The sequence below is a fragment of the Flavobacterium fluviatile genome (genome assembly GCF_010645065.1).
Classification (GTDB): Bacteria; Bacteroidota; Bacteroidia; order Flavobacteriales; family Flavobacteriaceae; genus Flavobacterium; species Flavobacterium fluviatile.
Genome location: NZ_JAADZW010000047.1, coordinates 1 through 5,551, shown reverse-complemented (window position 1 = coordinate 5,551; position 5,551 = coordinate 1). Strand labels below are relative to the sequence as shown.

At 38.0% G+C, this 5,551-nt stretch carries 6 protein-coding genes; all 6 read right to left on the bottom strand.

Features of this window, described 5'->3' with window-relative positions; all coding sequences use genetic code 11:
- Positions 1–179: 179 nt before the first annotated feature.
- Positions 180–1,223 (bottom strand): tyrosine-type recombinase/integrase, encoded by a 1,044-nt coding sequence (locus tag GXM17_RS20965; RefSeq protein ID WP_163401473.1) that lies wholly within the window; start codon positions 1,221–1,223, stop codon positions 180–182.
- Positions 1,224–1,707: 484 nt separating this feature from the next.
- Positions 1,708–2,097: a DUF5367 family protein gene (locus GXM17_RS20960; protein WP_163401472.1), complete on the bottom strand. Its 390-nt coding sequence runs from the start codon at positions 2,095–2,097 to the stop codon at positions 1,708–1,710.
- Positions 2,094–2,942, bottom strand: coding sequence for a Rossmann-fold NAD(P)-binding domain-containing protein (locus GXM17_RS20955; protein WP_163401471.1), 849 nt, complete (start codon positions 2,940–2,942; stop codon positions 2,094–2,096). Before GXM17_RS20955 ends, GXM17_RS20960 begins: the two co-directional genes overlap by 4 nt.
- A 72-nt stretch (positions 2,943–3,014) precedes the next feature.
- A complete protein-coding gene (locus GXM17_RS20950) occupies positions 3,015–3,893 on the bottom strand; it encodes a helix-turn-helix domain-containing protein (protein WP_163401470.1) in 879 nt (292 codons plus the stop codon).
- 150 nt (positions 3,894–4,043) lie between these two features.
- On the bottom strand, positions 4,044–4,643 hold the full coding sequence (locus GXM17_RS20945; protein WP_163401469.1) for a nitroreductase family protein: 600 nt from the start codon (positions 4,641–4,643) through the stop codon (positions 4,044–4,046).
- A gap of 162 nt (positions 4,644–4,805) precedes the next feature.
- Positions 4,806–5,258 (bottom strand): SRPBCC family protein, encoded by a 453-nt coding sequence (locus GXM17_RS20940; RefSeq protein WP_163401468.1) that lies wholly within the window; start codon positions 5,256–5,258, stop codon positions 4,806–4,808.
- Positions 5,259–5,551: the final 293 nt, after the last annotated feature.

Here is a 5,551-nt window from a genome sequence, read left to right as displayed (position 1 = left end):
ACGTTTTTAGTCTTTTCCGTTTCCAAAATCCTTATTAAATTCATCTGTTGTTCGTCCACGGAGCAATCTCTCCTAACTTACTTATACCAGCCATAAAATGGCTTCAATAAGCTATTTTTATGTTGGCTTTATGCCATAAATTGGCTTTTTTTACTGAATGCTAATATAGAAATATTTTACTACAAATCATCAAATGGACTTTTTATTTGCTGCAGACTTTTCGTGCTTACATGTGTGTAAATTTCTGTTGTTCTACTGCTGCTGTGTCCCAAAAGTTCCTGAATAAAGCGGAGGTCGGTTCCGGATTCTAATAGGTGAGTGGCATAGCTATGGCGCAGCCAGTGCAGACTTACAGGTTTTTGAATATTGCTTTTTGTTAAAGCTTGTTTCAAAACGTTTGATAAGCTGCGTTCGTCGTAAGGTTCGTTTTCGTTTCGTCCTTCAAATAGCCAGGTTTTTGGTTTATAACAGATATAATAACTTCGCAGCATTTCTAATATTTTTGGAGAAAGCGGAACGATGCGGTCTTTTTTGCCTTTAGATTGTTTTATCAGGATTAAGTTTCGTTTGGAATCAATATCGGCGGGTTTTAGATTTAATAATTCACCGCGCCTTAATCCGCAGCTATAGATTAATGAAAGCATTGTTTTGTGTTTGATATTATGATGAGCGTTTAATATTAGTTTAACTTCTTCTTTGCTCAATACATTGGGTAACTTTTTTTCACCTTTGGGACGATGAATGCTTTCTACTTCCATTTTTTTGTTCTCGACAGTTCTGAAAAATAATTTGATGGCATTTACAATCTGATTCTGATAAGAGACCGAAATATTGTTTTTTAATATATACTCATTATTGTAGGCAATGACGTGTTCATTTGTGATCTCTGAAACCGGAAGTTCCCGATGAAATACTAAAAAGGATTTTAAGGCTTCTATATATGTTTTTACAGTATTGGGACTATAACGTCTGGAAGTAAGCCAATTACTGAACTTTTGTATAGCTAAAATTCCTTCTTCTGATGGTAATGATAAATAGGCTGCGGGTATTTTAAAATGAATCCGGTTCTGTTCATTGTCCGGTAAATGCCAGACTTTTAAGGTTTGGCTCCATTTGGCACCTTCAAATTGTTTGATACGCTCAATTAATTTTGTGTTTTTTTCAAAATAAACAGCGATTCTGAATTCTTTTTTATGCAAGATTAATCTGGATGACCAATTCATTTTTTTTAATTAAAATTGAGGTTAAATATAAGAATATTCATCTTTATTTTGTTCGTATATCAATCATGTATTTAATTTTGAAAATACTTTTTGTTTTTAGAAAGTAAATATTATTATGAAACCCAAAGCCGCATGAGGGATAGCAGCCAATGTCATTACGTTTAGGGATATTGTCGTCAGTTCGAGTGTTTTCTTTAAAAATGCGATAGCTTTTTTTAAAGAAAATGTATCGAGAACCTTAGTATTAGAAAGCTTCTCGATACAATTTTTAATAATAAAGCTATCGCATTATGATTAAAAATCACTCGAAGTGACGTTAACTTAATGACATTGGGATAGCAGCGGTATCTCCCGGTTTAGAAAAACAAGGCATTTTTGCCGTAGTTTTTGTTAACCGGGAATTTAGCGAATAGCCCGACCCGCTTTTTCTGCGGGGCATGCCATAAAAAAATCCGATCTGCTTATCACAAATCGGATTAGTTTGTTAGTTTTGGTTTGTGGCGGTGTTTCGTTTAAAATACAAAAAAACCGTGAGTACGTTAATGACTGCCAGAATCCACAACAACGGATTGCTGAAAAAGACCTGATAAGTGTTTCCTTTTGGGATTTCGATAAACGGGACAGTTACTAAAATGTCCAGAAGCAGTGCGGTGCCAGTAATTAAAATTCCTGCCAGAAGCCCCGATTTTTTTGCTGCTTTTTTATAATAAAACCAGGCGGCAAACCAGGCATAAAATATAATGGTAAAAGCAGCAATGAATGACTGAGCAGTCGTCGATTCCTTAAAAAACGGAATGTGTTCCAAAACATAAAAAGTAATCACAACACAAAGCCATGCCATAACGCCTGCTAATAGGGCTCTTGGATAATTCATGGTGTTGCTACCAGTTTAGGAGCATCCCAGATTCCGGTTTGCGCTGTCTCTTTTACGTAATCGGTAAAATCTTTGGCTTTTCGGCCCAGGACTTTTTCAATATCGTTGGTAATGCTGGAATTTCGGCCGTCTAAAACTTCTGTAAAGAGGTAGTTTACCAGCCAAAGTTCGTCTTCCGGAACCTGATATTCACGCAGCATACCGATGTATTCTTTTACAGAAAGCGACTGAAACTGAATTTGCCTGCCTGTAATTCGGGCTATTTCGGCAACGGCCTCTTTAAAGTTGAGCAGTCTCGAACCGGTAAGTTCGTATGTTTTTCCGTTGTGTTTTTCGTTTAAAAGTGCTTCGGTTACCACGGCTGCAATATCATCAGCATCGGTAAAAGGCTCTGGTGTTTCGGCTCTTGCTATGGCTACATAACCTGCCAGAATAGGTTTTAAAAAGATGCTTTCGCTAAAATTCTGACTGAACCAGCTGGCTCTTACAATCGTCCAGTTTTTTGCTGTCGATTTTACAATTTCTTCGCAAACCTGTGCTTCTTTTTCGCCTCTTCCGGAAAGAAGTACTATTTTCCGGACACCGTTTTGAGTGGCCAAAGTCGTAAATTTCTGAATCGTTTCTGGTGCTGACGGAATGGCAAGATCGGGCTGAAAGGTGATGTACACCGTATCAATTCCTTCGATTACCTCAGGCCAGGTTTCCGGATTTTCCCAGTGAAAAGGAGGGATGCCGCTTCTGGATCCGATGTAAACTTCGGCATTGCTTTTCTCTTTTAACAGTTTCGTTACCCTGCGGCCGGTTTTTCCGTTTCCGCCAAGGACTAAAATTTTCTGATTTTCCATTTGTATATGATTTTAGATTAATGATACTGCAAAGTTGCACGGATCATAACCAAATCATTTGTCGGAAAAGAATTAAGATTTGTTTGAAAGGAATTGTTTTTTTACTTCGTTGGGCCTGGAGCCAAACTTCTTCTGAAAAGCATTCGAAAAGGAACTCAGGCTTTCATATCCAACTTCCCAGGCGGCTTCCTGAACGGTTTTTTCTGTTTGCGTAAGGAGTTCATACGCTTTGTTCAACCGTTCTTCGTGAATGTATTTGTAAATCGGAATCCCAAATAATTCCTTGAAGTTCTTCTTCAGTTTGGTGCTGTTAAGTCCGATGAGCCTTGATAATTCTGAAATAGTAGGCGGTTTTGAATATTGTGTGGTCACGATATCTTTTGCCTGAAAAAGTTTCTCTTTGTCCTTGTCGGTCAGTTCTGTTTTTTTATCATCAGACAAAAGGGCAAAATAATGCGACAGCAATTCATTAACCTGACTCTTTAAAAACAAAAGCCTTGTATTGCCGGAGTAGGTGGTGTTGAAAATCTTCTGAACCGCAAGCTGCATGTCAAGCGTCATAAAAAAAGTAGGGCCTTTTACAAAATGTTCTTTTGGATTTAATAATTCGGGCAACTGTTTTTCGAAAATTTCTTTTTCAACCTGAGAGAGTGTATGCAGGTTTTTAAGTTTCGTAAAAATACTGATGGACTGCAGTGGTTTGTCCGGAGCGATTTTATGGGCAAATTCTACTTTTTGATTGCCAAAAAAAGAAATCGCCAGTCCGGTAGTATTCGTTAAATATTTTGTCTGATTATTGTGTTTGATCTCTAATTCAACATTGCCCGAACCATAAAAAGCAAAACCAACCGCATCTCCGTCTATTTCACATTTCTGAACAAAGGTTTTCTCTGCATTGGAATGTTCGATCAGGACGATAAAATTGTTTAATTCTATGATGTCGGTGGTCATAAATGAGGGTTTTGTTGGTTAGAGCATTTTAGTCAGATATAAAAATCATACTATTGAGTTGTCAGGCTGAGCGGAGTCGAAGCCCCTTTGTACTCATAAAGCCTTCGACTCCGCTCAGGATGACATTTGGAATTTCAGCCGTTTAGGAGGCTAAATACTTTCAATCACGCCGTCCAGTAATCTTCTGGATTTAGGCATCACTTCGATTCGGTTAAAATCATCCTCAGCACCATATCCAACCGCCATTGCAAACAAAGGTTTAAAGTCCGTCATGTTAAGGATTTCCCTGTATTTGTCAGACTCGATTCCTTCCATGGCAGTCGAATCCAGACCTAAGGCAATACTTGCCGTCAGGCCAACGCCAAGGGCAATATAAACCTGCTGAGACAACCATGTTTTTAATTCGGCTTCAGGTTTGCTGGCCCTGATCTGGTTGTACCAGTTTCTGCGTGCTTCCGGAAACTGTGTATCTACTATTTGCTGAAAAGCATCCAGATTATCCGCAACACTAAAAACCACTACCAGCTGCGCCTGATTTACTTTTTCGAGATTATGCATCGAAACCGCAGCTAATTGTGCCTTAATAGCCTGATTTTGCACAAATGTAAATTTCCACGGCTGAACATTTATAGAAGATGGGCTCAGGTATAAGACCTCTTTCAGTGCTTCGATTTTTTCCTGCGGAATGACCTTGTCAGTATTGTACTTTTTCGCAGAGTATCTTTTTTTCATCAATTCCAAAATATCCATGGTGCTGTATTTTAACGTTTTTAGTTCTATAGACTGCAAAGTTAAGCTGATAAGCTGAATATTTCGATAATTGTAGCCGTAGTTTTGTAAACGGAATATATTTTATTGTTGTTTTTGAGAATAGCATTATTCGCCGGCACTCAGTTTTTTTTCGTTTTCTGTCTAGGGTTTTCCGCTCGCATTTGGTTCGCCTTTGCCTGTAGTAATCAGTTTTTTTAAGCTATTCTGAATGTAGTTTGTCCACGAATCCCTGCAGATGTCAAAACATTCGTATTCCGGAACAAGACCAACATGCGAAAACTTTAGTTCTGTTTTTCCGTCTTTTTCCGTGATTTCAAAAGTTGGTTTAGTACCCGTCCATTCGGTTTCGTCTTCCGTAAACTTAAAATAGTTCTCCTCTACCAGCCAGACGATTTTTTGGTTGGGAATTACTTCTGTGAGTTTCACTTTGCAACGGTGAATATCCTCGTAATGATAATTAAATTCATCATTCAGCTTAGCCGAATCGCCTTCAATTTCTTCAGACCACCAGCCACGAACGTTTGTTACGGCATTAAAAACTTCCTCCGGCGACTGGTCAACCTTTATTGTTGTACTAAAATCTGATGCACTCATTTTGTGTGTTTTAAATAGTTGTACCACAAATTTAAAGTTTAAAAATCAATAGGTTAGGGGTGTAAAAGGACAAATTCGGCATTAATTCGGACAATTTGTATGATGAATTTAAGAAGCAGAAACATTCCTTTTCATCAGGACCTTTTGTCCTGCTGTTCGCTAAATTCCCGATAAGAAAAACTACGGCTAAAGCCTTGTTTTCTAAATCGGGAGATACCGCTTCCATCAGGGCTCATATCTTTGACATAGATTAAAAATATGAAAATGTATCTTTGAAATACTAACAATTAATA